This is a genomic window from Haladaptatus sp. DYF46, from assembly GCF_021083305.1.
Classification (GTDB): Archaea; Halobacteriota; Halobacteria; order Halobacteriales; family Haladaptataceae; genus Haladaptatus.
In genome coordinates, this window is the sequence record NZ_JAJFAY010000010.1 from 33,693 (window position 1) to 57,509 (window position 23,817).

A 23,817-nucleotide genomic window follows, 5' to 3' on the forward strand; every position below is an offset into this window, starting at 1 on the left:
GGTCATAATATTCAATCTTATAGGTTCTGTCCTATAGTCGATTACATCTATACCTCCCCCCATCCTTTCCGAAGTACGAGATGTGATGCTCCGATGTTAGCCAAACCAATAGAAAGTGCGAAGATAATGAGCTAAATCAGCAAGTCAATGATATTGAAAGAATTGTTTGAAGCTAGGATGATTCACTAGTTTCCCTATCCCGTTGGAATCCACCAAATAACCACCCGTGGACTCAACTTCCCACGTTCCAACTCACCTCGCTCATGAAGTTCCTCGAGCCGCTGATGTACTGGCCGCCGCTCCATCTCGACTGTATCTGCAACCCACCGAGCAGTCACCGCTGGAAACTCGGACTCACGAATCACTCGAAGAAGATCGTCATCACTCGCTTTCTCCGCAAATCGTCCCTGCTCATCGCGCTCACTCTCGTTTTCAGTCATAGCCCATAGTATTGCATCCATCTACTTAATACCAGATCCTACGTAGGATACCGAAATCTTTAATACCATATCCCATGTGGGATATGGTAGGAAGAACGGTGGCCTCGGGCGTGTTTAGAAACGCGCCGGGTGCGCCAACACCCGGCACTGGTCTTCCAAATTGCCACGGCTAGAAGACCATGAGTACGAAACCGCCTAGTGAACTTGAAGCTGGCGAGACGGCACAGCAACGCGCACAGGCCGAACAGTTTTCCTTCGACGTCGATGCCCCCGGACTCATCGAAGTCACCAACGAGAGCCACGAGAACCTCGCAGACCACCAATACACCGTCTCCATCGACGATGTGACCAACGAACTGATGGCCTGCACCTGCCCGCACCACGTCCACCGCAACGCCTTCTGCAAGCACATGGCCGCCGTCGAAAACGCAACCGACGACGGGACGCTCAACGCCTTCCCGTCCGAAGACGAAGCCGAACTAGAAGACTGCGACTGTGAGGGCCTCGGTGACTTCCCGTGCTGGCCATGTGTGAGAACGGGACGAAAAGAACTGCCGAACTAACCACCGCTTCTGTTTTCACCTACTTTACATCAATCTCTTTCTCGAAAAGGAAGCGGACAGGTAACGTGACGGTTGATCTATAAGTCACCCTACGACGCAGGGTGTAACGCGTTTCGATTGCCGACCTACGTAGCTAACCAACCACCGATTGCGCCTCCGATGAAATCCAATACGGCTCCGATAGCCAAGATAGCCAGTACAACCAATGGGACGACGATCACTGTAAAGACGATTGCGCCGGACCCAAGCCATTTGGTGACGATGTCAGACTCACCTTTACTGTTCAAAAATCGACCTTTGTTCGTCGCACGCTACTCCGAGAGTTCGATCGACCCTTCAAGCGTTCGAACCGGATAGGGCATGTCGATTGCCTCGGCATCAAGTCGCTCTTTGACCGCTTGTACTAGCTCTGATCGAATACGCGTAAAGTTCCCTCGCCCAGGCTCACCGATCCAAAAGCGAGTTTGCAATCCAACATACGAGTCAGCGAGTTCAGTCACCCGAATATCGGGGGCTGGATCTGCAAGAATTTCTTCGTGTTGCCGGGCTTCGTCGAGAATCACATCTTTCGCGTGATCAATATCGTCATCGTAGCCGATTCCGAAGACGAATTTCTGCCGAAGTTTATCATAGGCAACTGGATTCTTCACTGCATCATTCGCCAAATCACCGTTCGGAACGGTAATCCGCTCATTATCGAACGTCCGCACTCGAGTTACACGCAAATCGATATCCTCGACTTGTCCTTCGCCATCGCTCCACTCGATCCAATCGCCGATCGTGAACGGACGGTCTTTGAGAATAAAAATTCCAGCAACGAAGTTACCAAGGAGTTCTTGTGCGGCAAACCCGATAGCGAGAACGATTGCACCCGCGAAGACACCGAATGCGGCAATAACACCGCCAAAGCCCGCGACTGTGAACGCAAGAGCGATAGCGAGTACCCAAACAAGGATTCCTGCCACATTCTCGGCCAAACTTCGAACAGCTGGATCGTGCCCTTGCTCTTTCAATACTCGTGTAAGCAGTGGAATGAGGACGCTCCGCCCGATCAGGTATACCACGACGAGTGTTACAAGGAACAGTGCGGCGGGGATCACGTAATTGCTAACTACGGATGAGGTTGTGAGTGTGTTACCCGTTTGCAACGGGACCATTGAACCGCTGTCCAGTCCAAAATTCAGTACCATGGGTCAAATCGAAAATCGAAGAGCCGTTTTATGAACGTTTTCCCAGATTAGTCCTCATTCTCATCGCTGGTTTCGTTCCACCGCACTCGAATTTCGTATTGTGTGCCCTCGTCCGTTTTCGATATCTCTTCAATCAGCTCGACTGTAGCAGGTCGCTTTGTAATCGAGGTCAAGAACGATTCATCGGCTGGAACTTCTATCGGTTCCATTCGCTCATATCGCCCGAACACTCGTTCGCGAACGAGGCGAACATACCGAGCAGCTTCATCATGGCTGAGTGACCGTTGTCGTGTTTCTATCTGTTCATCTGCCGTTGCCGTTCGGTGTGAAAGGACGGCATTCAGCACTGCCCCAATGAGCAATACTAACCGACTGAAATAGAGCCATGTAACCAAAAGAAGAACTGCACCGAGAACACCCGAGGCACTCGAACCAACCACCTGGACATAGATTTGAAACAAGCCCTGAAGCGCTGTCCATCCCACGGCCGCAAATACTGTTCCAGGCAAAACTCCACGGGGCGTGGTTTCAACGCCAGGAAAGAGATAATACATCGGGAAAAATGCGATGACGAGTGCCACGATCAACACGATCGGGTTGAGCAATTCGATGAATGGAACTGCAGGAAAGAGGGCGAGCAGTGTGCCTGCAACGATCGTCGCAATCACCGCAAACCCAATCGCGAACAGGACGATGAGCCCGTCACGTATCTGGTCGAGAATGGATCCATCTGTTTCAGCTGCATAGATCTCGGAGAAGGCAGTATGCAATCCCCGGAAGAGCTTCAATGCCCCCCATGTGAGCGTTACAATCCCGACGATCGAAGCGCTTGCTCGCCCCTGTTCACTTTCGAGGGTTGTTTCTGCGAGATCACCGATCGCGGGAGAAAGGGAATCTGCAAAGTTGATTACTTGGGTTTGTAAGTTGGTGCTCCCAATGGCTGCAAATGCTAAAAATGCAAGCAGAAGCAGAGGTAGAAGAGAGATGAATGCATGGTATGCGATACTCCCAGCGAGAAACGTTACCCGCTTTTCCTGTATTTCTGTTCGAACCGACTGAGCGACTGTGATACCGTTCTGAACTGATAACGACATAATCGATAACGGTGGTTTGATCTTCGGGTTCTACCAACGAGACACGATTACCGTCCTATTCGGGTTTCCAGTCCAGCTTGATGGTCACCGATTCGCGACTCCCACGGAGGACGGATGACGATTCTCGAGTGCCGATTTCATACCCGACAGAGTCCGCTGGTGAGAGCGTCACCGTTTTATTGCCGACATCGATGTTGGAGTTTCCACCTTCTCGAAGTTCATGTGCAATTGCTTGCAATCGATCAGCGACTTTTTCTCGTGAGAGCTTCTCCTCATTGAGTATTTTTTCAGATATCACTGATAGCTATCTCAAACATGTCGGATAGGTGTTTTGGGCAATGAGTTCGGTTGCTCATTGTCGTTTTAGCGCCTGAAAAAGTCAAACAAAGGTGGTCCGAGTATCCACTGGCTATTCTGCCTCAGACCTCCCATTTTCGGGTTCTGATCGCTTACTGCGATGCTCAATCTCTGCATATCGATCTCTCATACGCGCAGTAACGCTTGGAGGGACTTCGACGAACGCATTTTCGAAGTGCTCTTTCGTAATCCGGACTGTCCCGATCATCTCTTCAAGCTCTTCCGGTGAACTGCTGATAATGAGCTCCCGTGCGGCTGTCATCGTTGCCTCACGTACGACTGCCTCAATATCGGCACCGACATAGTCCTCCGTTTCTGCAGCAAGCCACTCTAAGTCGACATCGCCAGCTAATGGCTTGTCGCGGGTGTGCACCGAGAAGATTGCCTCTCGCCCTTCTTCGTCCGGAACTGGCACATGAATGTGCCGATCAAGCCGTCCTGGTCGGACGAGTGCATCGTCAATGAGATCTGGACGATTGGTTGTCGCGATAACGACGACATCCTCAAGAGTTTCCAGGCCATCGAGCTCGGTCAACAACTGAGAGACAACGCGTTCAGAGACCCCTGAATCGCCCGTTTGCTGCCCACGTTCCCCCGCGATGGAATCGAGTTCGTCGAAGAACACAATAGTGGGCGCATTCTCACGTGCCTTACTGAAGACTTCGCGGACACCTTTCTCAGATTCACCAACCCATTTGCTCAGGAGCTCCGGGCCTTTGACTGAGATGAAATTGCTCTCTGACTCGTTGGCAACTGCCTTTGCTAACAGCGTTTTTCCGGTTCCTGGTGGCCCATAGAGAAGGATTCCTTTTGGCGTGGTTAGATCAAGCTCGTCGAATACCTCGGGATAGGCAAGCGGCCACTGAATTGTCTCGCGGAGGCGCTCTTTTGTGTCCTCCAGACCGCCGACGTCCTGCCACGTCACATCGGGCACTTCCACGAATACTTCCCGGAGTGCCGAAGGCTCGATGCCGTGGAACGCCTGTCGGAAGTCTTTCTCGGTGACTTCGAGTGTCTCGAGGAACTCAGCATCAATTTCATCAGCGGCAAGGTCGATCTGCGGACGGACACGTCGAAGGGCAGCCATCGCCGCTTCTTTCGTGAGCGAGGCAATATCGGCGCCAACGAACCCATGTGTTTTCTCAGCGTACTCATCGAGGTCAATCTCTTCGGCGATGGGCATTCCACGCGTGTGGACGTGGAGGATCTGCGTTCGTCCGTCCTTGTCGGGGACACCGATCTCGATTTCACGATCGAATCGGCCGCCCCGGCGGAGCGCCGGGTCGATTGCATCGACACGGTTTGTTGCACCGATGACAGTCACTTGCCCTCGTGTTTCGAGGCCATCCATCAATGAGAGAAGCTGTGCGACCACTCGTCTCTCGACGTCACCGCTCGTCTCTCCACGCTTGGGCGCAATCGAGTCTAGTTCATCGAGGAAGACGATTGCGGGTGTGTTTTCCTCAGCCTCTTCGAACACGTCGCGGAGTTGTTCTTCACTCTCGCCATAATACTTCGACATGATCTCTGGCCCGGAGATCGTCTGGAAGTGGGCGTCTATTTCGTTGGCAACGGCTTTTGCGATGAGAGTTTTGCCCGTCCCAGGCGGACCATGGAGAAGTACTCCTCTCGGTGGTTCGACGCCAAGCTGTTGGAACAACTCCGGGTGGCGCATCGGGAGCTCGATCATCTCGCGAACCTGTTCAAGTTCGTCTTCGAGCCCACCAATGTCCTCGTACGTCACCATCGGCGCGCTAGATTCTACTCCTTCGTTTGTCTCTGTTGGCAGATGTTCTGTTGCTTGCTCGCCCACCTCGACAGTCGTTGCATCGGTGATGACGACCGGTCCAGTGGGATCGGTACTGGCAATCTGTAGGGGAATCGTTTGATTCGAGCCAGCAAACAGTGACCCGATACCCAATGAGATACGAACTGTTTGTCCTTCCTGTACGACTTGTCCAGAGAGCCGATTCCGAATGAGCTTGCCCACATTGCCCCGAATGCGAAGAGACTGTGGAAGTACAATCGTGACATTGTCTGCCGACCTGACGTCGGCACGTTCAACTGCTACTTGTCCATCGATGCCGACGTTCACTGCATTGCGGAACTCTCCATCAATGCGGATCACATTTTGATCTTGGGATCCCGTATAGCCGGGCCACACCCGGGCGATGGTACTGGCACCTTGTGGGCCAGCGAGAAGGACATAGTCACCACTCTGGACATCGAGTTCGTCCATGATTGTTCGATTGATCACGGCAAGCCCGCGACCCGCGTCTTTCTTGTGTAATGGTTTTACTGTGAGTTTCATTGGTGTCGTGAAAGGGTGGTTATTGTATCTCTATTCGGGAGTTATCATCGGCGTCCGAATCATCACTGGACGGGAGATGCACTTCGAGGACACCATTTCGATAGCTCGCAGAGATCGCATCCTTATCGATCGCTACCGGAATGCGGAGTCGCTCGTAGACGTGACGCTGCTGACCGTATGCGGACGACCCCACATCTTTAGGTGATTCCTCTGAACGATTCTGAGTACCACGTATCGTGAGAATATCATCCTCGAAACGGAGGTTGATTTCATCCTTTTCGAAGCCAGGCAGGTCAGCAGTAACGATGTAACCACTCTCCACTGGCTCAGCAGTAAGGTTTATCGAGAACTCCCGCATAGAGGCGTGATTCGTCTCGGAACTCAGTTTCTGCTGGTAGTTGGTTCCAAAGGTGCCGTCCCCAATCATTGATCGATGCATCTGTTCGATCATCTTTTCTAGTTGAGTGAATGAATTTGGTTGACGCATTTTACAACATATTATGATTGTTTGAACTTCTATAAAAATGTATCGAGGGCCATGATAGCAATCCACATAATAATTCCTGTACAAGAGACTCTGAGCCGCCACATTTGAGAAAAGGAAGGCATGAACGGAATCACTCTGGAAGTATCCTATTTAAGAGGATACTATCGTTGTGTTATTGCTCAACCCCCAACTAGCCTATAGATTCATACACGTGTAGTTGAATTATTCTTATTGTGACTCGTGCACAGCAAGTCGTTGATCATCTGCAGAATCAGGAATCACTGCTTATCGTTTGCCATAACAATCCGGATCCTGACTACCTTGCGAGTGCACTTGCGCTCAAACGAATTGGAGAGTACGCTGGAGTTGAAACGATTACTATTGCATACAATGGTGGAATCTCCCACCAACAAAATCGAGCTCTCGTCAATCATCTCGATATCCCATTAGCGAACTTTGAAAACGAACTGCTAGAGAAACACGATAGTGTAGCATTCGTCGACCATTCGGTTCCTGGCGAGAACAATGATGTCCCATCGACTGCTGACATCGATATCGTTCTCGATCATCATCCAGCAACGCATGTAACAGCCGATGTTATCGACCGGCGTGTGAACGTAGGTTCGACCGCGACAATTTTGGTTGAATATCTACACGATCTTCAGATCATTCCCGAAAGTGATCTTGCAACCGCACTGTTGATCGGCATTCGCTCCGATACACTTGGGTTTACACGCAAAGTGTCGGCCCAAGAATATGCTGCAGCAGAGTATCTCCATCCGTTTATCGATCAAGCCCTTTTTACAAACCTGTTGAATGTCCCGTATACGCCAGAGACGATCGATGCACTGAGTGAGGCAATTGAAAATCGCAAAATCCAGCAGTCCTCCTTGATCTCTTTTGCTGGAGAGACCACTGAGCGAGACGCCCTTCCACAGGCAGCTGATTTTCTGTTGAACCTCCAAGGAATCGATATTGCAGTCGTTTTCGGCGTCATCAACGATGAGGTTCAGTTTAGTGCACGGTCGGCCGACCCAGCTACCAACGTCGGAGAATTGCTTGACCAAACATTTGGCTCGATGGGGAGCCTAGGAGGTCATCACCAAATGGCTGGCGGGTGTGTCCCTTTCCCCAAAGACGACGAAGACTATGATGAGATAATTAAGATTGCAACCTCACTTATCACGAATCGACTATTCCGCGAACTCGCAGATTTTAGATGACCGATAGTGCGTATTCTCGTCGCTAGTCGGAGGTCAAATGTTAAGGACAGGGTATGTACCCTCACGCTTAAAATGAGCAGACCTTAGAATATGAGCGAAAAAGGACTAAGGCATAGGACAGGGGATGGAAACAGGTTGCTCAGAATCATCTCGGAGATGGCTTCAGGGATTTTATATAGGTGCAAGCAACGTTGATTTAGAGAGAAACCAATGGTATCAGTGCTAACTGTCGCCGGGGTAGCCGTCGCCGTATTCGTTGGGTTCAATATTGGTGGCTCATCGACGGGTGTGGCGTTCGGCCCAGCAGTTGGTTCACGTCTCCTTCGGAAGGCAACCGCAGCAGCCCTGTTCGTTGGCTTTGGCTTTCTCGGAGCATGGACCGTCGGTCGGAACGTCATCGCGACGATGAGCAGCAGTATCGTACCAGCAACCCAATTCACGCCTGCTGCGAGCGTCGCCGTCTTGTTTTTCACCGGCGCGTCACTCCTTATTTCGAATCTCTACGGCGTTCCAGCCTCAACCTCAATGACAGCCGTTGGCGCCATCGTTGGGCTGGGCCTTGCGTCGAACACACTCAATCAGGCACTGATGTTTACTATTGTCTCAGCATGGATCGTCGCGCCGCTGATCAGCCTCTGCATCGGAATCGTGGTTGGACGTTACATCTACCCGTATCTGGATCGCTATGTCGCGTTCACAAAGTTTGATCTCCACTTCATCCAAGTCGACCGATCTGGGACGATTCCTCGACTCTACCTGAATCCGAACGCAACACGGCAGGACATTCTTGGATCACTCTCGGTGGTTGTCATTGCGTGTTACATGGCGTTTTCGGCGGGGGCGTCAAACGCAGCGAACGCTGTGGCTCCGCTCGTCAGCGAAGGGGGGTCGCTCACCGTCAATCAGGGTGTCCTGCTCGCGGTCGTAGCCTTCGGTCTAGGCAGCTTCACTATCGCCCGTCGCACGCTAGAGACGGTAGGAGATGATATTACGGAGTTACCAATTCTCGCTTCACTGATTGTCTCCATAGTCGGTGGCACTATCATCACGATTCTGTCCTACTTCGGAATCCCGGCGAGTCTCGCAGTAAGTACGACATCGGCGATTATTGGACTTGGATGGGGTCGGGCAAGCCGAGCAGCAACACTCGTGGAGTTTGCGACGCCGGAACGGGAACATCCGGATTTAGAGGTTGCGACAGGAGCGCTGGTCACTTCCCGCGCCGAGGATATGCCTGCAAGCCCAACGATCGGTGATATTGCCCGTCACGAGGAACCGGCGGAAAAGCCGGAGGAACTGCCAGACGTGCCGGACGTTGGTGCGGAGGGGCCGGCGGATCTCGACCAGCGGAGCCTGTTCGACTCGGCGGCGGCCAAACGTATCGTTACAATGTGGGTGTTGACGCCCTCGCTAGCAGTTGTTGCCTCCTATCCGGTATTTGCATTTTTGCTGTGAACGTGGTTTGACTGATCTCGCGTAAACAATATCGACGACGTCACGAAAGAACTGATGGCCTGCACCGGTCCGCATCACATCCATCGTAACGCCTTCTGCAAACACATGGCCGCCGTCGAAACCGCGACTGATGACGGCACACTCGACGCTTTCCCGTCCGAGGACGACGAGACCAAACCCGAAGACTGCGACTGCGCTGGTCTCAATGGCTTCCCGTGCTGGCCATGCGTGAGAACCGGACGGAAAGAACTACCGAACTAACAACGGATTCTGACGCTGATTATTTTCTCTTCATCCACTGGCCCATTAGCTCACTAACTACCGGAGAACCTTTTTGCTCCTGTAGGTACAACGTACCCACACCATGAGCACTCGGAAAGTCAACTTTCGTCTTCCAGAAGAACTCGTGACTCATGCCGATATCGCTGCTGAAGTCACGCACAAAAATCGAACCGAACTCCTCATCGAAGCACTCCGAGAGTACCTCAAGGAAATCGAATCAGAAGAGAGCTTTCAGGAAGCAGTCGTTGAACTCTACCTCGCAGACGAGCTTGATTTCGAAATACTAACGGACATAATCGGTCGACAGGACGCAGAAGCAGTCCGTACCTCAAAGCAACTCCTCGATCAGGGAGACGACCTTGCCGACAAACTCGCAGATTTGTAGATGTTGGTTATCGATACAAGCGCGTTCATTTCTCTCGCGATTGGTGATGTCCTTGATGACGTACTATCTGAATACGACGTCGTAACGACGACACTCGTCATCGAGGAACTTGAATCGACTGCAGAATATGATGATGTCCACGGTCACGGGGCACTAGCCGTCCTCGAACGTTCCGATTGCTTCGAGATTCTGGATACCTCTGCATCAGAATTTTCTTCGAGTCGAATCGATGCTGGCGAGGCGAGCTGTGTCGCGGCCGTTGATACGACCGATGCAGCGTTTCTCATCACAGACGACTTCCGGGCACTTCCTGAACTCACTACTCTTGTCTCGGCCGATGTTGCTCTTTCACCAATTCTTCTCCGTGCACTCGTCAAACGTGATGTCCTTACTGATTCTGAAGCTCGATCTGCACTCGATACGATTGCACGTGATCGGGACTGGCTTGGTGCGCCAATCTATCGATATGCACAACGTCTCTTTGAAGGTGAGCCGGGGACATAATCACCCGAGAGCGACTACTGAATACGGATCGCAAAAGAACTCGGGAGGAAGATCACGATGCATGACGTGATAGCGTGCGTGTGCCCGCACCACGTCCACCGGAACGCCTTCTGCAAGCACATGGCTGCCGTCGAGAATGCAGCCGACGACGGAACACTCGACGCATTCCCCTCGGAGGACGACGACGAGACCAAACCCAAAGACTGCGACTGTGACGGCCTTAACGGGTTCCCGTGCTGGCCGTGCGTGAGAACGGGACGGAAAGAACTGCCGAACTAATCACCGCTTCAACCCTTTTAATTGCTACTTCGGCGTGTAATACAGAGTGATCAGGCTCTGTTGAAATCCTAGTCGAACAATATCTTCACCTCTAAAACAACTGATCAGTAGATGTGTACTGAATGTAATCTCCCGACCAATGCTTACTTCCCGACAGATACTGCACTGTAGCACTAATGTGGGTGGGGTTTCACGTAGTGGCCTATCTGCTACTCCTTTTCCTCCCTTTTCGAGATGACAAGAATCGTTGCGATAACCACGAAGATGGCGATCTGTATAAGTATCGCTTTGGGGCTGACACCCGTCAAGAATTCAAAAGGGGTACCTTCAGCCAGCCGCCGACCAAGTGGTGTCTCTGAGAAGTTGAAAACAAGATTGATTAGTACAAACGCCAGCCGTGCGAGTAATACAACGGCGATGATCGTGAAAGCCCATTCAAAAACCGTTTTACTGAGTGAATTGGGCTGATTAGTACCCATCTTACTCGCATTTGTGGGTTCGCGGACTTGACTGTTGCGTCAACTCCCTAAGCAAATAAGTGGGGAGAAGTTAATTGAGATAAACGATCCCTCTTGACCGGGAACGCAGACCGATGACGACAGAAAATCCTACTGACTCCGTATCTGGAAGTAGAACGCGGGAGAGTGCCAGTTCGGACGTGAAGGCGTTCATCTACAGAATCGCGCCAGCTGTGGTCCTCTTCTTTCTCTCTCCACTATTCGGTGAATTCCTGCTCGGCAACCTAAAATTCTCGGAACTGTACCTCCTCCCGTTTCTCGCGTTGCTATACGGGGCTGGGGCACTGTTCATCCGGGAGATTTCACGGCGCGCCGGGCGGGGCTTCCCGACCATGCTCGTGCTCGCCGTAGCCTACTCACTGATCGAGGAAGGGCTAGTCACACAATTACTCTTCAACGAATCCTACTTCCCAGGGCAAGCCGAACTGAGCGAAACCTACATCGCGGCGATAGGCATCGATACCTGGATCACGATCATCGTAATCGGCATGCACACCGTCTGGAGTATCTGTATCCCGATTATCCTCGTCGAATCGCTCTTCTCGAACCGAGGGACCAACCCGTGGCTTGGAACACGAGGACTGGTGTTGTCGTTCGTGATTTTCGTATTCGGGTCAGTGTTCATCGGCTACGAGACGTATCTAGAGACGGGTTTCATGGCCTCCGTCCCACAGTTACTGGGTGTTACTACAATTGTCGGCTTGCTCGTCTTCGTTGCGTACAGTAATCCCCAGCCACCGGACATCCGCGTCGTGGATGTCTCCCCGAATCCGGTACTCGTCGGCGGGGTAGCCTTCGTTGCCTCGTCGTTGTTCATGCTCACGGATTACCTGTCGGGCTGGATAGCAGTCGGGACGTGTCTACTCATTATCATGATCTTCTTCATCGTCGCCTCGCCGTGGCCGCACCGACCGGAGTGGGGTGCCCTCCATCGTCTCGCTCTTACAGGTGGCGGGATACTGACGTACTCGTGGCTGGGTCTGGTGATGGATCCTGAAACGGGCCCTCGGAGCCTTTTCGACCAGGTCGGCAGTCTCCTGATCGTCTGCATTGCGATTGAATTGTTCGTGCTTGCTGTGAGAAAATTGCGAACGGATGAAAGTAACTCATCTACTTTGGTCAACGGATAACTCGGTCCGGACACGCCGATTACTGGCGGGAGTTATTGGGGGATCTCTTCGGAGCCAGGTGTTCTCGATACGCTTCTTGAATCGCTCACATAGAAGGTTAAGCACCGTGAGTGCAGTCGGTAGTCAATAAACGGCAATAATTTTATCCTCTATCCAACAATCACAGCGTCTGGTCAAGATTGGCGTATGATAATGGAGTCGTAATTACGAAATTCCGGCTCTGTTCAAATCCTCAGAGAGTTACATGTTCGCCGTATAATTCGACGAGATGAAGGCCCTCCCGAAGTCGCAGATTCTCCGGTTTACTGAGAAGGCGATCCATCTGGCACGCCGGGCGGTCTCTCGATACTCCTCAAAATTTTCCAAACACCGCTACACACTTCCCCAGCACGTTGTTTTGTTGTGTCTCAAAGTTCGGAAGAACACGACCTATCGTGGCCTGCTTGACGAATTAATCGAGATGCCACGTATCCGTCGTGTTCTCGGGCTAGCCGAGCTTCCTACGCCATCAACGCTCTGTAAGGCGTTCAATCGACTCGATATGGCCGTATGGCGTGTCTTATTGACTCTCTCAGCGACGCTACTTCCGACAAACGGAATCGTTGGGGTTGATGCATCAGGGTTCGACCGCAGTCACGCTTCGAAACACTACACGAAACGAGCTGAACTCACGATTCAGCAGCTCAAAGTGACGCTGTTGGTCGATACGAAAGTGAACGCAATCCTCGATCTCCACGTGACGACGACACGAAAACACGATAGCCAGATCGCCCCGTCGTTGATCAAGCGCAATCCCGAGAGTATTGAGATTCTGCTCGGTGACAAAGGATACGACGACCAGAAGATCAGACGACTTGCCCGTCAACACGAGGTTCGCCCACTGATCAAGCATCGTAAGTTCTCATCACTCCACGAGGCATGGAACGCACGCTTAGACACTGATCTCTATGGACAACGGAGTCAATCTGAAACTGTCAACTCAACGCTCAAACGAAAATACGGTGCGTTCGTCTGCTCACGACGCTGGTGGAAACAGTTCCGTGAACTCACCATCGCTTGTCTCATTCATAATGTAGACCGATCACTCTGAGCGGTCAATACAGCAAAGATAGTAACCGTAGTGCTACGGGCGGTCTGAGACGTTACGGATCCATCGCAAGGCGTCGTCGCGGTTGTCTTGGTGGAAGTATCGCATGTGGTCGGGAGCAACTGGCCAGACTGGCCGAATGGCTCGCCATTAGTGATAGAGTAATTTTGCCCAGAGGGAGTCTCCAACGCACGCATAGGAACGGATGTCGAACTCGGGTCCGTATCGAAGGTCTGGAACAATCCCGTGGAGATGGGTGAGATACGTCGTTGCTGTCCAGTCAGGGACTTCCTCATACACTCGGATTGACCCGTGTTGCTTCGTTCGCTCGATGAGTAGAGAGTAGAACTCCTCGTACCCGTCCGCAGTACCACTCCCGACACGTACCGCAACGAGATCGTCCTCTGTCGCGTCCAGTGTCTCAAACATCCTTAGCGAACGCAGTCGAACAGGTGCGTCAAAGTTTCATTGGTATTCGACGAATCAGTTCGCAGCTCTCATCGACCGGCTGTTTCAGGCGACGATATGTATGAATAATATGACTTCAACAGAGCCAGTGATCAGTATCCCAAGCTAGCAATGATTGGCTAACCGTTACAGAAGAGAGCTAGTCCATGTTCGTCGCCCAGCGCATCTAAGACGATTAGGGTGGAACAGATACCCATAGAGAGGAATGCTATGGATCACCAAGTGCTGTTCATTCATGGTGCTGGAGGATACGAAGAAGATGAAAAACTCGCAGTCGATCTCCAGGATGTATTGGGGGGTGCATACGAGGTGCAGTATCCACAGATGCCAAATGAAGATAATCTCGAATACGAGGCATGGAAACAGCAGATCGTAACGGAACTTGCTGCATTAGATGATGCGGTGATTCTTCTCGGACACTCTTTGGGCGGTTCGATTCTGTTAAAATGTCTTTCCGAAGAGAAGATAGACGTGCCTATCGCTGGTCTATTCCTTATCGCATTGCCTTTCTGGGGTACTGAAGGGTGGAATGTTAGCGAGTACGAACTAGAGAAAAACGTTGCGTCGAAGCTCCCAAGTGAACTACCCCTGTTTTTTTACCACAGCCGAGACGATGAAATAGTTCCGTTTTCCCACCTCGCGCTGTACGCGGAAAAGCTTCCGCAGGCAACTATTCACGAGTGTGATACCGGTGGACATCAGTTCAACAACGATTTGTCTGTCGTTGCTCGGGACATCAAACGACTGGAAACGAAGAACCCATAGCGAGATGAACAACTGCCTCTTCCGCTTCAATGTTCAACCTTCGATCTGACCGGAATTCCCATATTTGGCGATCAGGCCAACTTGTGAGAGGAATCTTGTCTATCTAACCCAATGAAATCGTTCGATCGGCCCATTCTCGAAGAATCTTGAGAGCCTCATGTTCGCAACGCGAGACTGGATCGTCTGTCCCGAGTTCATTGCTCTCGAATGCGTTCATCACTACGCATTCTGCGTCTGCACAATAGGTCGTGAACTTTTGAAGATCAAATCTCGCGTGCTGAAACGGTATGGTAGAATCATTAACGAACACAACTCGGGGTTTGGGAGCCTCATCGAGAATTCGTTCCGCTCGCTCGGCGTTATTGCTGGCGAGTGCGACCATCTCCTCTTCAGTCTTGCCTTCCGATCGCGGGGCATTTGCATCGAGGACACCGTACCATACTCGATCAGGAATCGTCGTAAAGCGGTCGAGTGTCAAATGACCGTCTCGACTGGTATCGAATACCGAGCACCCAGAGAGTATTAACGCAATGACGTACGGGATTCATTTGAATTTTCTAATCACTAAAACACCTGATTTCACACGTTTCAGTGCCTGAGAGTAGCACTCAGTCTATCTTTATATAGTCATGAAGCGTATAAATTGTATGGCTGCTATTGAGTTAAACAGTGTGACCAAACAATACGGAGAGGTAACCGCGCTCCGCGACGTCGATCTCGTCGTCGAGGAAGGGGAGATATTCGGCTTTCTCGGACCGAACGGAGCGGGGAAGTCCACGACCATCGACATCCTGCTCGACTTCGTCCGCCCGACCGCCGGGAGTGCCTCAGTGCTCGGATTCGACGCGCAACGCGATAGTCTCGGAGTCCGCGAGCGCGTCGGCGTCCTCCCGGACGCATATCACGTGTACGACCGACTGACCGGTCGCCAGCACATCGAGTTTGCTATCCGTTCAAAGCGTTCGGACGATGACCCGATGGCGATCCTAGAACGCGTCGGCATCGTTGAGGCTGCCGACCGGAAAGCCGGTGGCTATTCGAAGGGGATGCGCCAGCGACTTGTCCTTGGTATGGCGCTTGTCGGTGAGCCCGAGCTACTCATCTTGGATGAACCCACGACGGGACTTGATCCGAAAGGGGCACGCGAGATGCGCGAGATAATCACCGAGGAACGCAACCGAGGTGCGACGGTGTTCTTCTCCAGTCACATCCTGGAACAGGTCGAGGCGGTCTGTGATCGTGTCGGCATCCTGATGGGTGGCGAACTGGTCACCGTCGACACCATCGACGGACTTCGGAACTCGGTCGGCATCGAGCAGACGCTCGCGATCACCACCGACCGACCCGTCGACGAATCGGCGCTCGACGTAATCCGTGCAGTCGACGGCGTCTCACAAGCCACTGCGAGCGGGACCTCCGTCGCCGTGACGTTAGAGTCTCACTCCAAGGCCGCGGTGCTGAACGCACTCGAAGCACGAGACATCGGCGTCGAAGACTTCAGCACGGAGGAAACCTCACTGGAGGAACTCTTCATGGCCTACACGGACGGTCGCTCGATCGCCGGGACGACGGAGGTGACGGCATGAGTTTCGCCGTCGTCGCCCGCAAGGACTTCCAGGACGCTCGTCTCTCGAAAACGCTCTGGGCGCTGTCGGCGCTCTTTGTCATCTTGATGGCCGGGATGGCGTACCTCTACGCCGAATTGCCCGCACTTAGTGGCGACACCAACGAACTCTCGGCCCTCGGACTGATGTTCTTCCTCGCTGCACCCGCTACCTTGTTCGTCTCCATCACGGCGGTCATCATCGCCGCTAAATCAGTCGCTGGCGAACGCGAGAACGGAAGTATGAAGCTCATGCTCTCGTACCCCCACTCGCGCCGTGACGTGGTACTCGGGAAAGTCACCGGCAGAGCCGCGGTGCTTGTACTCCCCCTCGTGATTGGATTCGCCGTCGCAGCGATCGTGGTGCTGGCGAAATATGCCACCTTCACACCAATCGACTACGTGCTGTTCGTCCTACTGACGGTGCTCTACGCGTTCGCCTACATCAGCCTCGTCGTCGGACTCTCGGCCACGACGGGGTCGGGCGCAAGAGCGACGGCGATGGCCATCGGGCTGTTCGTCGTCCTCGAACTCCTCTGGGACGTCGTACCGCTCGGAGTACTCTACCTGCTGGAGGGCCAGCTCGTCCCACTGCAGGAGTACCCGAACTGGGCGTTGTTCCTCTCGGGACTCACACCAAGCGCCGCCTACTCAACCGCGATGGGTGCCGTCCTGCCGGAGTCCCCCAACGCAGTTCTCGGTATCGGCACGATTGGCGACGTACCGTTCTACCTCGCCGACTGGTTCGGACTCGTCCTTCTCGTCGCATGGGCCGTCGTCCCGGTCAGTTTGGGCTACTTGCGGTTCCGGGTCGCCGACCTCTGAACGCGGATTCGCGTTCTCCGCTTTCGACTCCTTCTTTCGCCGGATCGTAACGCTGGGATCCACCGTAACCTCTTCTGCAAACACATGGCTGCGGTCGAAACTGCGACAGACGACGGTACATTTGAGGCCTTCTCCTCCGAGGACGAAGACGAAGCCGAACCAGACAACTGCGACTGTGATGGCCTCAACGGAGTCCCGTGTTTGCCCTGCGTGCGAACGGGACGGAAGGAACTGTCGAACTAACCACCCCTTCAGCTCTTTTTTTATCCGTGGTACAGCGATTGATGTTCTTGATGCCTACGTTTCTTCTCGTGTGGAATCTGTATCCCGTGTTCGTATTCACAGTGCAGAAAAAGGAGGGGCTTTGAGTACTTTGCTCAAAACCATTCCCGTACCGATGGTATAATCTCTAGGGTTGCTAATCCCAGATAGAGGCCGAAAACAATGGCAGCAATCCCTGCCACGAGTCCAACAATAGAGGTTCCATACAAAGCAATGGTTACTCCAGTCCATACCAGAACTACAGCAACTCCAACTAAGAGGAGCGTCCCAACCATTCCTAAAATAGCATCTTCTACTGCTCTGTGAACCAGCTCATATAGCTCCCGTTCTTCAAGTCCATTTACTGCGGCAGTCTCTGATGAGTCCATGCTTTCAATGATGTAGTACGTTCGAAAAAACCTGCGACTCAGCAATTTCAAAATCTCAGGACTGCGGGAACTGCCGGACTAAAGCAAACCACCGTCTAGGGACTCAACGACATACGTAAGATTACCATATTTTTCGATGCGAATGATGGTGAGTTTTCCGTGCGAACCGGAAAATGGGCTCACAGAGAACTGTATTGGGTCACTGCTTTCGTATTGTGCTCGAATTCTGTAGGTCCCACCTGTACTGAACAGCTTCTCGTATGTTTTCTCACTCTCTGGTTCAATCGAAACAACTCCCTCGAGCCCTGATTGGACTTCGACCGTGTTTTGAGGCCCATCGAGAAGATCAATTTCGACGAGATGAGGGAATGAATCGCGGTTTTGAACGATCAGTGATCCCGCTGGTGGGTCTGTCTCCAGGAATGTACAGCCTGATATGAGTCCGATTCCAGCAGTGATTCCAGAAGACAACAATACTCGGCGTGAATACGTTCCCATCAGTTATAGCTTGAACTACGTGCCGAAGTGCTATTAACATAGACGATCGGACGAAATGATCTACTTGATTGCCGTCGAAAACGCAATCGACGACGGAACACTCGACGCGTTCCCATCGGACGAAGAGCGTATCAGTGGCCCGTACACCGGCTACGACAAGTACGGCAACGCCGACCACACCTACTGGAAATGTGAGGACTGTGGTACGGAAGCCACCCGGAAGGGCGCACTCACTGACTGCTGTTAACCTTGTCTCGCTCTTTACATTTCTGTCTCGCCAAACAACGCTGTCCGATGGTGCCCAGCGAACGCTAACCGAATGTGCGGATACAACCGAATGTATAGACAAGACACCGACGACTGAGCGCGACTTGCTCGACCGAGCGCAAGCGCATGCGGCGGACAGTCGTGGCTGGCCGTTTTCCTAGTTTATCAACCACCACAATTGGGTGTCTGCTCATACCATAACAGCTGAATCACTATCACTATATCGTGGAGCTAACTACTCTAATACAGTGACGCAAACTTCGGAGAATTCTGGTTTATCCCGACGGGCTCGGACTCTTAGCGGAATAACGGGTCTAGTATTACTTGTCCTCTATGCCATATCATCGAATTATGTGGGCGAAAAGATGGTTATTCTACTTGTTGTATTTCCCTTAGGCTGTTTTCTTCGAACGTTCCAACAAAGAGGGTGGAAACGATCTTTCGTAAACGCTGGAGCAATTGCTGTCGGTCTGTATCTCTCTTCCTATTTACACTTGTTTTAGGTTTAGAATAGAAATTCATTCGAACGGCATGGATGTGAACAATTCAATGCGGCCGTTCGACACATAACTCATCCAGGCGTTCGAACGCTTAACTACGCCTAAGTGGTGGCTCGTCCGCGAGGACTGCGGTGGGTCGATTCGCGTTGAGGAGGGCGACGGCCACTAACCAATTCTCGTTTAAGTAATTCTCGCGACAAGGAGTAGATACGAGGAAGATTTTCGCGAACTATAGATTTGCTGCTTAAGTTCTTGCTATCACTCATGCTTCGGATTGAGAGCGTATTTTAGTTAGTAGCACATACTAACAGTCTGTGCTCATTCTGTTGACGAGTGACACTCACTAAGTTCAGCGCGTCGTAATCGTCTCACAATTGCCCTGTACGTACGTTTTCTCGGCCATGAAAGAGACTGTTGTCGTTGACTCAGTTTCTCCCTGGCACTGGCCCTGTTGTGGTCGGGGCCACTCGTATGTTTGATCTTCTTCCCCGTTAATGTCCATCTGAATCTTCGCTGGTGTTCCACGAAATGGCTTACTGGTCTGGGCATGATCATATGCGATCCGGAAGTGTTTTTTAGTAGAATTTTCCCGGAGTCATCCTGCACTGTGAGGTCCAGACGAAGTGGTGAGTACCGAACGTTTGCGATTGTCACTTGATGGGCCAACTGATGGCCCAGCAGCGTCCGTTTGAAACTGCTGCAGCCAGCAAGACCGGTGACGATTCCACCTGTACCTGTTTGGAGAATTCTCCGGCGTGTTTGTTCCATTCCTCTATCCCATACAGATATCCAACATGGCGTAAGCTTTGTCTTGGTAACGGTTCTCTATTCTCGGCTTTGCAAAGCTTATGAATGAGGTTCACCAGACCCGACACTATACACAAACAGTGTAAGCGCGATATCCATTACAATCTCTTTATTCGACTTCACACCAGCAGAAAGCAGATACCATTGCAATTAGTGGTGAGGATATGTCTGAGACACTGAGCACCCGTCGACTATTTACAGAAAGTATCCCAATTGCGGTCACCGTCCTGTTTTGGGTCGTTCTCTCCTGGTTTGCAAACTTTTCACTGATTGCAAACGGGGTCCGCTATGCGGGTGTCGCAATGGCACTCTTCCTTGCGGTTCATCGTGGACTCTCGCTTGGACAGACACTCTCGTCTGATCCTGTCACAATGGACGTGGAAGCAGTACTCCGAGAAAATATTCGTGTTGCACTCCCTGCTGGGAGTTGGTTTCTCGCTGCCTTCATTGTCTATGTAATCGACTCTCTGTGGGCGTCTTTACCATTCCCTGGATTGTTCACCTCTCCTGCGAACGCATTTGCATTTGCGTTCACTGTCACCGGTGTTGCAACGGTCGTACTGTACGCAGCGGCTGTGGGTCACTCTTCGGCTCGTGACGATTCGTCTTTCTCAGGAAACTCCACAGCGACCACCATCTCGTCCGACGACTAGCAACCAAGCGTGAACGAAGAGGCATTGGCAGCCTACTCACGGAGTCGCTCTTTAGTTTGGACACTCTCAGTCAGCTTTCTGTCGTGCTGCTTAACAATTGTATCACTCGTGTAGTTCGATACAGTGCAGATTTCTATGGATATTTGACGCTGAACACTACACCAAATAGGAGTGGTTAGATTTTTGCCATAGTCGTATTCCAGCGACCGTAACCGCGTTGTTTGGCCTGCTGCTGTTTGCGAATGAACTCCTGGCGTTTGCTGAACTGCATGTCTGGCACGCGAGCGTAGCCGATACGGACCAAATCTGTGTTGAACATGAAATTCCCGATGTAAACGTACAATTGCGTTTGGCCGTCATCTGTTACACTCACCTGTGGATCAGAGACGACGGTCACGACTTGATGATCCATTTGGGACTTCGTATAGCGAACTGCCTTCTTGTGGATGGGACCGCTTTTAGGGACGCTCACACCAATCAAATCAACAGTGCGGTTCTTCCCATTATGTTTGCTCGTGAGCGTCGTTGGATCGATGACTTTGGTCACACGCGCTTGGAAGCGCTCGCTATTCTCTGGAGTATCAATGTTTGCCGTCGTTGGTTGCCGTAGATACGTCGTCTGCGTCCGGGTCTGTGTCTGGGTTTCCGTAGTTGTCGTAGTCGCTGTAGTTGATTCCGTCGATGCTGTGGTCGTGCTACCGATCGAGGTCGTCTGTGTTTCCATCCTCGTCGTCATTGTTGTGGCGTCGCTACTACCACCGAATCCAAGCCCACCGAGACAGCCTGCGAGGACGATAACTAGGACAAGTCCGAAAAGAGGGAGGGATCGCTGCATACTGGAGGTGATTGCTCTGTTTAGTTCAACATTGGGGGTGCCGAATGATGACCGACGGCGAATGGAAACATACCGGACCGCCTCGCTCGAATACTCGCCACCGAGCACTTCCCTTGACCTGCTGCTGTTGACTGTCCCGTGCTGTCCCACAGACTAGTGTGTCTGCGCCTGTTCTCCCAACAAAAGTCATTAGAATCCGGCTATCGACGAAAGTTGCAAGGTTAAGTCCCCCACTATCGTACAGCAATTTGCTGTCCCTTTCACGCGGGGGAGCAGCAGAACATGGAGCAGGGATATTTCCCCTGCTATGAGGGTGATGGGTGGACCTTCATGACCACCAACATCCTTTCACTGATGATACGGCTCCTCGATAGTCTCCTATTCGCGATGAGTAGGCCATGGTGGTCTAATCCTTGAATCTCTTCGGTCAGCTGAAAAAATGGAGTGATTGTGAGGCTTTGGCCATTTTCGACCGACTCATGAACAGGGAAATGAGATTCCACGCCAGTCAATGGCTGAAGATCTCGCTGATGAGATCGGAATTTCACACCAAGTACTCTCTGAATGGTGCCAACGAGGCCAGTACAATCTTGTCGAAAATGCGCTCATTCTCGACCAAGGAACCGCTGAACCCACGAAATGGGCGTCCAAATGAATCCCTTGGAAAAGCAACCGCGCTGATCAACCGACTCCATCTCTGACCTGCGCATATGACAAATGAGCGGATCCTCAGCTGCGTTGAATGTCAGTGGCAAACAAATACACGCGAATACTCATCGCATGAAGTCAATCAACGTGCAATACGGCATTTTCGTGCGACTGGGCATCAAGTAACCTCTCCATCGTGGGATTTCTATGGAGGTCGAGTTGGCCGCTAGCGATTTACGAAAACGGAGGCCACGGAGTGCGGGTGTTAGGCTGTTGGAGCGTCCTGCTCAAGATACTCTTGTTCCCAGTTTCGCCGGGCTTCGATTTCCCGCTGTCCACGCTGAGTCAACTTGTAGATGTTCGTCCGGCGATCTTTTTTACTCTTCTCGATCAGTCCTTTATCGACGAGTGTATCAAGATTTGGATACAATCGACCATGGTGAATTTCTTTGTCGTAGTAGTCTTCGAGGTCATCTTTGATAGCGAGTCCGTGTGGATCGTCCGAACCCCCTACGACGTACAGTAGGTCACGTTGAAAGCCAGTTAAATCGTACATTGTTCTCCCACTATCTATTGTCACTCACGTGTTAAATCACTTGTGGGATACTGAAGCTCATCGGATCAATGACGAGTCCACAGATCGTCTGTAACGCAGGGAAACTTGACTTCAACATGAACACGAATGTTCTCTAGATTGCTGTTAGTACTGGCTAAAATCGGAGGTGGCTGTAGAGATAGACCGCTCCCATGATTACGGCCTGCACAAGCGCGACATAATCAGGGTGCTTAGGAGTTGCTCACCTAACTACGTCAGCGCATAGGTGTGCTCGTTTCTCTGTTTAGTTCAACGTTGAGGATACCGAATACTGCCGATAGCTCCCTGAAAGCGACCTCATGCGAAATATCGTGTAGAAAGGAGGGTTACAAGACAGAATCTGAGATGGAGATCAACCGTCGATTGAGAATCGACGTCAGGAAGAATAGTGCGCCTCCAGCAACAGCCAATGCAATCCCGAATCCAGCGACAAGTGGTGTGAGCGTGGTTGGATCATACGTCGTTTCAAAAGCGTAGACGTCTCCCTGGTAGCGAACGGCGTTATTGGCGAACGTCTCCAGGGTTACTCCCTCGACGGGGGCTGCTTGTCCTGATTTCACTCGGTTAAAGACGGTTTTTTCTGCCGGTGTGAGCCCGGCATAGGAAACCGTTGACCCACTGGTCGATGCGCTCACGTGGTCGACTTGGACCATGTAATCGCCGTTGATTTCACCAGAGATCGCAACACCAGTGATACCAAGTCCGAGGACAAATAGGCCGATTGCGCTTACGTATACCGCAGGGCGTAACCATGACTGGAGGTGCATAGTGGTCCAGAAATTGTACCCAGAGGATAAATATTTTATTCCAACAATATCCGTTTGACTTAGCTAGGCTGTTGTCGTGTTCTTCCACAGGCCGTAGCCGCCTTGCTTGGCCTCCTGTTGCTTTCGCTCAAACTCCGCTCGCTTGCTGAACTCGCCGTCTGCCACTCGCATATAGCCTGACCGGAGCAACTGGGTGTTATACAGCCAGTGTCCGTATAGACATACAGTTGTGAGTGGCCGTCACTGCTGCTGCCTACCTGTGGGTCTGTAACAAGTGTGACGGTGCTGTACTCCAGTTGGGCTTTGGTGGTTTGGCGTGCTTGTATGTGGCACAGACCGTTCTTCGGGACGCACACACCAATCAGGTCAACAGTCTTGGTTTTGCCATTGCGTTCGATTGTGATGGTTGACGGATCGATGACCTTGCTTACTCGCGCTTCGAAGCACTGGCCGCCACTCAGTGCGCCGATTCATGCGGTGGTCTGTGTCGGGATTGTCGTTGTTTGGCTTCCCGTGCTGACCATGCGTGCGAACGGGATGAAAAGAACTGCCGAACTAACCACCGCTTCAGCCCTTTTTATCCATGGCACGCCAAGTGACGGTCTCGGATATCACCGACCAGCGAACACTG

General features: G+C 51.9%; 28 protein-coding genes. 16 read left to right on the plus strand and 12 right to left on the minus strand.

The genetic code is table 11. The features are described from left to right. Positions 1 to 263 precede the first annotated feature (263 nt). Together LJF34_RS26100 and LJF34_RS26105 are read left to right on the plus strand one after the other, a co-directional pair. Positions 264 to 449, plus strand: coding sequence for a hypothetical protein (locus LJF34_RS26100; protein WP_231189145.1), 186 nt, complete (start codon positions 264 to 266; stop codon positions 447 to 449). A 170-nt stretch (positions 450 to 619) separates the two neighbouring features. Continuing rightward, entirely contained in the window at positions 620 to 1,003 is a 384-nt protein-coding gene (locus LJF34_RS26105; protein WP_231189152.1) for an SWIM zinc finger family protein, read from the plus strand. Between the two features lie 311 nt (positions 1,004 to 1,314). Here LJF34_RS26105 and LJF34_RS26110 read toward each other — a convergent pair whose 3' ends face one another. The 5 genes from LJF34_RS26110 to LJF34_RS26130 all read right to left on the minus strand — a co-directional run bounded on the left by LJF34_RS26110 (position 1,315) and on the right by LJF34_RS26130 (position 6,406). Then, positions 1,315 to 2,193 carry a mechanosensitive ion channel family protein gene (locus LJF34_RS26110; protein WP_231189155.1) on the minus strand — a complete coding sequence of 293 codons (879 nt, stop codon included), beginning with the start codon at positions 2,191 to 2,193 and terminating at the stop codon, positions 1,315 to 1,317. Between the two features lie 47 nt (positions 2,194 to 2,240). After that, a complete protein-coding gene (locus LJF34_RS26115) occupies positions 2,241 to 3,287 on the minus strand; it encodes a YihY/virulence factor BrkB family protein (protein WP_231189157.1) in 1,047 nt (348 codons plus the stop codon). A gap of 55 nt (positions 3,288 to 3,342) precedes the next feature. Then, positions 3,343 to 3,585, minus strand: a complete 243-nt coding sequence (locus tag LJF34_RS26120) for an amphi-Trp domain-containing protein (protein ID WP_342765911.1) — start codon at positions 3,583 to 3,585, stop codon at positions 3,343 to 3,345. 111 nt (positions 3,586 to 3,696) lie between these two features. After that, positions 3,697 to 5,955: a CDC48 family AAA ATPase gene (locus LJF34_RS26125; protein WP_231189160.1), complete on the minus strand. Its 2,259-nt coding sequence runs from the start codon at positions 5,953 to 5,955 to the stop codon at positions 3,697 to 3,699. Between the two features lie 19 nt (positions 5,956 to 5,974). Next, positions 5,975 to 6,406 carry an Hsp20/alpha crystallin family protein gene (locus tag LJF34_RS26130; protein ID WP_231189163.1) on the minus strand — a complete coding sequence of 144 codons (432 nt, stop codon included), beginning with the start codon at positions 6,404 to 6,406 and terminating at the stop codon, positions 5,975 to 5,977. Between the two features lie 269 nt (positions 6,407 to 6,675). On the opposite strand from LJF34_RS26130, the gene LJF34_RS26135 reads away from it, so the two are divergent. The 6 genes from LJF34_RS26135 (at position 6,676) to LJF34_RS26160 (ending at position 10,570) form a co-directional block, all read left to right on the plus strand. Further along, on the plus strand, positions 6,676 to 7,665 hold the full coding sequence (locus LJF34_RS26135) for a bifunctional oligoribonuclease/PAP phosphatase NrnA (protein ID WP_231189168.1): 990 nt from the start codon (positions 6,676 to 6,678) through the stop codon (positions 7,663 to 7,665). A gap of 210 nt (positions 7,666 to 7,875) precedes the next feature. Beyond that, entirely contained in the window at positions 7,876 to 9,120 is a 1,245-nt protein-coding gene (locus LJF34_RS26140) for an inorganic phosphate transporter (protein WP_231189169.1), read from the plus strand. A gap of 54 nt (positions 9,121 to 9,174) precedes the next feature. After that, positions 9,175 to 9,381: a hypothetical protein gene (locus tag LJF34_RS26145; protein ID WP_231189170.1), complete on the plus strand. Its 207-nt coding sequence runs from the start codon at positions 9,175 to 9,177 to the stop codon at positions 9,379 to 9,381. A gap of 103 nt (positions 9,382 to 9,484) precedes the next feature. Further along, complete coding sequence (locus tag LJF34_RS26150; RefSeq protein ID WP_231189171.1) at positions 9,485 to 9,787, plus strand: CopG family transcriptional regulator; 303 nt, start codon at positions 9,485 to 9,487, stop codon at positions 9,785 to 9,787. Then, positions 9,788 to 10,291, plus strand: coding sequence for a hypothetical protein (locus LJF34_RS26155; RefSeq protein ID WP_231189172.1), 504 nt, complete (start codon positions 9,788 to 9,790; stop codon positions 10,289 to 10,291). Between the two features lie 57 nt (positions 10,292 to 10,348). Beyond that, complete coding sequence (locus LJF34_RS26160; protein ID WP_231189173.1) at positions 10,349 to 10,570, plus strand: SWIM zinc finger family protein; 222 nt, start codon at positions 10,349 to 10,351, stop codon at positions 10,568 to 10,570. A 209-nt stretch (positions 10,571 to 10,779) separates the two neighbouring features. Here the strand turns inward: LJF34_RS26160 and LJF34_RS26165 are convergent, their stop codons facing one another. Continuing rightward, complete coding sequence (locus LJF34_RS26165; protein ID WP_231189174.1) at positions 10,780 to 11,049, minus strand: hypothetical protein; 270 nt, start codon at positions 11,047 to 11,049, stop codon at positions 10,780 to 10,782. A 113-nt stretch (positions 11,050 to 11,162) separates the two neighbouring features. Between LJF34_RS26165 and LJF34_RS26170 the strand changes: the two genes are divergently transcribed. Then, positions 11,163 to 12,218: a hypothetical protein gene (locus LJF34_RS26170; RefSeq protein ID WP_231189175.1), complete on the plus strand. Its 1,056-nt coding sequence runs from the start codon at positions 11,163 to 11,165 to the stop codon at positions 12,216 to 12,218. 268 nt (positions 12,219 to 12,486) lie between these two features. After that, positions 12,487 to 13,308: an IS5 family transposase gene (locus LJF34_RS26175; RefSeq protein ID WP_231189177.1), complete on the plus strand. Its 822-nt coding sequence runs from the start codon at positions 12,487 to 12,489 to the stop codon at positions 13,306 to 13,308. Positions 13,309 to 13,455: 147 nt separating this feature from the next. Here LJF34_RS26175 and LJF34_RS26180 read toward each other — a convergent pair whose 3' ends face one another. After that, positions 13,456 to 13,734 carry an STAS/SEC14 domain-containing protein gene (locus LJF34_RS26180; RefSeq protein WP_231189179.1) on the minus strand — a complete coding sequence of 93 codons (279 nt, stop codon included), beginning with the start codon at positions 13,732 to 13,734 and terminating at the stop codon, positions 13,456 to 13,458. Positions 13,735 to 13,953: 219 nt separating this feature from the next. On the opposite strand from LJF34_RS26180, the gene LJF34_RS26185 reads away from it, so the two are divergent. From LJF34_RS26185 to LJF34_RS26200, 4 genes are all read left to right on the plus strand, one after another. Next, positions 13,954 to 14,538, plus strand: a complete 585-nt coding sequence (locus LJF34_RS26185) for an alpha/beta fold hydrolase (RefSeq protein ID WP_231189181.1) — start codon at positions 13,954 to 13,956, stop codon at positions 14,536 to 14,538. A gap of 647 nt (positions 14,539 to 15,185) precedes the next feature. Beyond that, entirely contained in the window at positions 15,186 to 16,124 is a 939-nt protein-coding gene (locus LJF34_RS26190) for an ABC transporter ATP-binding protein (protein WP_231189183.1), read from the plus strand. Beyond that, positions 16,121 to 16,966, plus strand: a complete 846-nt coding sequence (locus LJF34_RS26195; RefSeq protein ID WP_231189184.1) for an ABC transporter permease — start codon at positions 16,121 to 16,123, stop codon at positions 16,964 to 16,966. The genes LJF34_RS26190 and LJF34_RS26195 overlap by 4 nt, the downstream gene beginning before the upstream one ends. Before the next feature lie 84 nt (positions 16,967 to 17,050). Beyond that, positions 17,051 to 17,209, plus strand: a complete 159-nt coding sequence (locus LJF34_RS26200; RefSeq protein WP_231189187.1) for a hypothetical protein — start codon at positions 17,051 to 17,053, stop codon at positions 17,207 to 17,209. A gap of 134 nt (positions 17,210 to 17,343) precedes the next feature. Here LJF34_RS26200 and LJF34_RS26205 read toward each other — a convergent pair whose 3' ends face one another. Together LJF34_RS26205 and LJF34_RS26210 are read right to left on the minus strand one after the other, a co-directional pair. Further along, positions 17,344 to 17,616, minus strand: coding sequence for a hypothetical protein (locus LJF34_RS26205; protein WP_231189190.1), 273 nt, complete (start codon positions 17,614 to 17,616; stop codon positions 17,344 to 17,346). Positions 17,617 to 17,694: 78 nt separating this feature from the next. Then, a complete protein-coding gene (locus LJF34_RS26210; RefSeq protein WP_231189193.1) occupies positions 17,695 to 18,114 on the minus strand; it encodes a hypothetical protein in 420 nt (139 codons plus the stop codon). A 55-nt stretch (positions 18,115 to 18,169) separates the two neighbouring features. Here LJF34_RS26210 and LJF34_RS26215 point away from each other — a divergent pair, with 55 nt between their 5' ends. Next, on the plus strand, positions 18,170 to 18,361 hold the full coding sequence (locus tag LJF34_RS26215; RefSeq protein WP_231189196.1) for a hypothetical protein: 192 nt from the start codon (positions 18,170 to 18,172) through the stop codon (positions 18,359 to 18,361). 1,491 nt (positions 18,362 to 19,852) lie between these two features. Then, positions 19,853 to 20,341, plus strand: a complete 489-nt coding sequence (locus LJF34_RS26220) for a hypothetical protein (protein ID WP_231189197.1) — start codon at positions 19,853 to 19,855, stop codon at positions 20,339 to 20,341. Positions 20,342 to 20,516: 175 nt separating this feature from the next. Here the strand turns inward: LJF34_RS26220 and LJF34_RS26225 are convergent, their stop codons facing one another. The 3 genes from LJF34_RS26225 to LJF34_RS26235 form a co-directional block, all read right to left on the minus strand. Then, positions 20,517 to 20,888 (minus strand): thermonuclease family protein, encoded by a 372-nt coding sequence (locus LJF34_RS26225; RefSeq protein WP_231189198.1) that lies wholly within the window; start codon positions 20,886 to 20,888, stop codon positions 20,517 to 20,519. Positions 20,889 to 22,089: 1,201 nt separating this feature from the next. After that, the gene (locus LJF34_RS26230; RefSeq protein ID WP_231189199.1) at positions 22,090 to 22,380 is read right to left on the minus strand and encodes a PadR family transcriptional regulator; all 291 of its coding nucleotides are present in this window, start codon (positions 22,378 to 22,380) and stop codon (positions 22,090 to 22,092) included. A gap of 365 nt (positions 22,381 to 22,745) precedes the next feature. Beyond that, the gene (locus LJF34_RS26235; RefSeq protein WP_231189200.1) at positions 22,746 to 23,186 is read right to left on the minus strand and encodes a hypothetical protein; all 441 of its coding nucleotides are present in this window, start codon (positions 23,184 to 23,186) and stop codon (positions 22,746 to 22,748) included. Positions 23,187 to 23,817: the final 631 nt, after the last annotated feature.

Coding starts and splice junctions, on each gene's coding strand:
- LJF34_RS26100 (WP_231189145.1), top strand. CDS start 264: ATGAAGTTCCTCGAGCCGCTGATGTACTGGCCGCCGCTCCATCTCGAC.
- LJF34_RS26105 (WP_231189152.1), top strand. CDS start 620: ATGAGTACGAAACCGCCTAGTGAACTTGAAGCTGGCGAGACGGCACAG.
- LJF34_RS26110 (WP_231189155.1), bottom strand. CDS start 2,193: ATGGTACTGAATTTTGGACTGGACAGCGGTTCAATGGTCCCGTTGCAA.
- LJF34_RS26115 (WP_231189157.1), bottom strand. CDS start 3,287: ATGTCGTTATCAGTTCAGAACGGTATCACAGTCGCTCAGTCGGTTCGA.
- LJF34_RS26125 (WP_231189160.1), bottom strand. CDS start 5,955: ATGAAACTCACAGTAAAACCATTACACAAGAAAGACGCGGGTCGCGGG.
- LJF34_RS26130 (WP_231189163.1), bottom strand. CDS start 6,406: ATGATCGAACAGATGCATCGATCAATGATTGGGGACGGCACCTTTGGA.
- LJF34_RS26140 (WP_231189169.1), top strand. CDS start 7,876: ATGGTATCAGTGCTAACTGTCGCCGGGGTAGCCGTCGCCGTATTCGTT.
- LJF34_RS26145 (WP_231189170.1), top strand. CDS start 9,175: ATGGCCTGCACCGGTCCGCATCACATCCATCGTAACGCCTTCTGCAAA.
- LJF34_RS26150 (WP_231189171.1), top strand. CDS start 9,485: ATGAGCACTCGGAAAGTCAACTTTCGTCTTCCAGAAGAACTCGTGACT.
- LJF34_RS26155 (WP_231189172.1), top strand. CDS start 9,788: ATGTTGGTTATCGATACAAGCGCGTTCATTTCTCTCGCGATTGGTGAT.
- LJF34_RS26160 (WP_231189173.1), top strand. CDS start 10,349: ATGCATGACGTGATAGCGTGCGTGTGCCCGCACCACGTCCACCGGAAC.
- LJF34_RS26165 (WP_231189174.1), bottom strand. CDS start 11,049: ATGGGTACTAATCAGCCCAATTCACTCAGTAAAACGGTTTTTGAATGG.
- LJF34_RS26170 (WP_231189175.1), top strand. CDS start 11,163: ATGACGACAGAAAATCCTACTGACTCCGTATCTGGAAGTAGAACGCGG.
- LJF34_RS26175 (WP_231189177.1), top strand. CDS start 12,487: ATGAAGGCCCTCCCGAAGTCGCAGATTCTCCGGTTTACTGAGAAGGCG.
- LJF34_RS26180 (WP_231189179.1), bottom strand. CDS start 13,734: ATGTTTGAGACACTGGACGCGACAGAGGACGATCTCGTTGCGGTACGT.
- LJF34_RS26190 (WP_231189183.1), top strand. CDS start 15,186: ATGGCTGCTATTGAGTTAAACAGTGTGACCAAACAATACGGAGAGGTA.
- LJF34_RS26195 (WP_231189184.1), top strand. CDS start 16,121: ATGAGTTTCGCCGTCGTCGCCCGCAAGGACTTCCAGGACGCTCGTCTC.
- LJF34_RS26200 (WP_231189187.1), top strand. CDS start 17,051: ATGGCTGCGGTCGAAACTGCGACAGACGACGGTACATTTGAGGCCTTC.
- LJF34_RS26205 (WP_231189190.1), bottom strand. CDS start 17,616: ATGGACTCATCAGAGACTGCCGCAGTAAATGGACTTGAAGAACGGGAG.
- LJF34_RS26210 (WP_231189193.1), bottom strand. CDS start 18,114: ATGGGAACGTATTCACGCCGAGTATTGTTGTCTTCTGGAATCACTGCT.
- LJF34_RS26215 (WP_231189196.1), top strand. CDS start 18,170: ATGATCTACTTGATTGCCGTCGAAAACGCAATCGACGACGGAACACTC.
- LJF34_RS26220 (WP_231189197.1), top strand. CDS start 19,853: ATGTCTGAGACACTGAGCACCCGTCGACTATTTACAGAAAGTATCCCA.
- LJF34_RS26230 (WP_231189199.1), bottom strand. CDS start 22,380: ATGTACGATTTAACTGGCTTTCAACGTGACCTACTGTACGTCGTAGGG.
- LJF34_RS26235 (WP_231189200.1), bottom strand. CDS start 23,186: ATGCACCTCCAGTCATGGTTACGCCCTGCGGTATACGTAAGCGCAATC.